The sequence below is a fragment of the Kitasatospora sp. NPDC018058 genome, assembly GCF_044327205.1.
Lineage (GTDB): Bacteria > Actinomycetota > Actinomycetes > Streptomycetales > Streptomycetaceae > Kitasatospora.
This window is the reverse complement of sequence record NZ_JBIRFA010000145.1, coordinates 1-1,444: the sequence shown is the minus strand read 5'-3', so window position 1 is coordinate 1,444 and position 1,444 is coordinate 1. Positions and strand designations below refer to the sequence as shown.

General features: G+C 66.0%; 1 protein-coding gene. It reads right to left on the bottom strand.

Annotation, left to right across the window (positions count from 1 at the left end; genetic code table 11):
• Positions 1–18: 18 nt before the first annotated feature.
• Positions 19–1,374, bottom strand: a complete 1,356-nt coding sequence (locus ACH4E7_RS45610) for an IS4 family transposase (RefSeq protein WP_396255130.1) — start codon at positions 1,372–1,374, stop codon at positions 19–21.
• Positions 1,375–1,444: the final 70 nt, after the last annotated feature.

Below are 1,444 nucleotides of genomic sequence, written 5' to 3'. Positions count from 1 at the left end.
CCAATGCCGTTGCTTGAACTAGTGAAGCATCGCCGGGCTGAGGGTGATGACCTTCTCTCCAACTCGCCGGGTTCCTCGTCTGACCTGCTCCTTCTTGCGCACGATGTACTGCGAGACCGGATGGCGGGTGTAGCGGTCTGCCTCGCGGAGCCGTCGGACGCCGTTGTCGAGCTTGCGTGCGACCTTCGTGGCCATACGCTTCATGAACTGCTGCAGGCGGCGGGACGACTGCCCGGTCTGGAGCATGACGCTGCGGCGGGCGTGCTTAAGGACCTTGACGAACGAGATGCGGTCGGGGTCCAGACCGTCGCCGTCGGCCAGCCGCATGATGATCCTGCTTAGACAGTGATGGAGTGCCAGGTGCGCCCATATCTCCTGACGCACCAGTTCCGGGGAGGCCGACCGCAGCACCGTGGCCTTGCCGCGCTGGAAGGTCTTCACCTGACGGAAGGCGGATTCGACCTCCCAGCGTTCGTGGTACAGGGCCGCCAGCTCATCGGCGGGCCAGGCCTCGGGATCGAGCAGGTCGGTCAGCAGCCTGATCGTCTCACCGCCGTCGATCCGGTAGTCGATCACTCGCACCGTCACTCCGCCGGGGTGGGAGCGTCGCTGACCGGCCAGGTTCATCCGCGTCAGATAGGTTCCGTCGGGCAAGACCTGCATGGGCTTCGCGGCGACGAATGTGCGAGCTCTGATCAGTAGATGGGCTCCCGCCTGCGTATATGCCTTCCACAGCGCCACGCCAGGGAAGGCCCGATCCATGATCACCAGCATGCCGGCAGCACTGTCCGCCATCGCCGTCGCGAGCGCGGGTTCACCGCCGCCGCCCTTGAAGCTGCCCACACGCGCGTCGATCGTGGCGTGCGTCCCAGTCTCGGTCAGCGTCACCACTCGGGCCTGCGGGAAGCCGATCGGTCGGCCTGTGGAGTCCACCTGCCCGCCGAAGGCGGCGCGGGTCGCGTCGTTCTCCGGTACGTCGAGCAGGAATCCGTCCACCGCGGCGACACGCATGCCACGCCAGAACGCCGTCCCGAGGTCGTCCGGAGCGATGGCGCCGGCCAATCGCCGAAAGACCCCCTCCAGTGGCGCGACCCCCAACTGCTGCCGTGCCCTGGTGAACGACGACTTGTTCGGGATCGACTGATCCATTCTGCCCAGGGTTCCGACCAGGTTCTCCGCGACGTCGTCGTAGGAGTCCTGCTGGAACAGCGCCAGGGCGAGCACGTAGTAGAGCATGAACCGGCTGGACAGGGGCCGCGGCTTGGCGTCCCGCTGGCCGCACTCAGCCAACACTTCGTCCACCAGTTCGGGAGTCACCCACTCGGTGAGCAGCCCGAGACGAACCTCATCAGATAACCCGATCCACGGATGCACGCCAGGCCCAACGACCGCACCGCTCCGGCGTCACGACAGGTTGCTTGAAGAGTTCAAGCAACGGCATTGG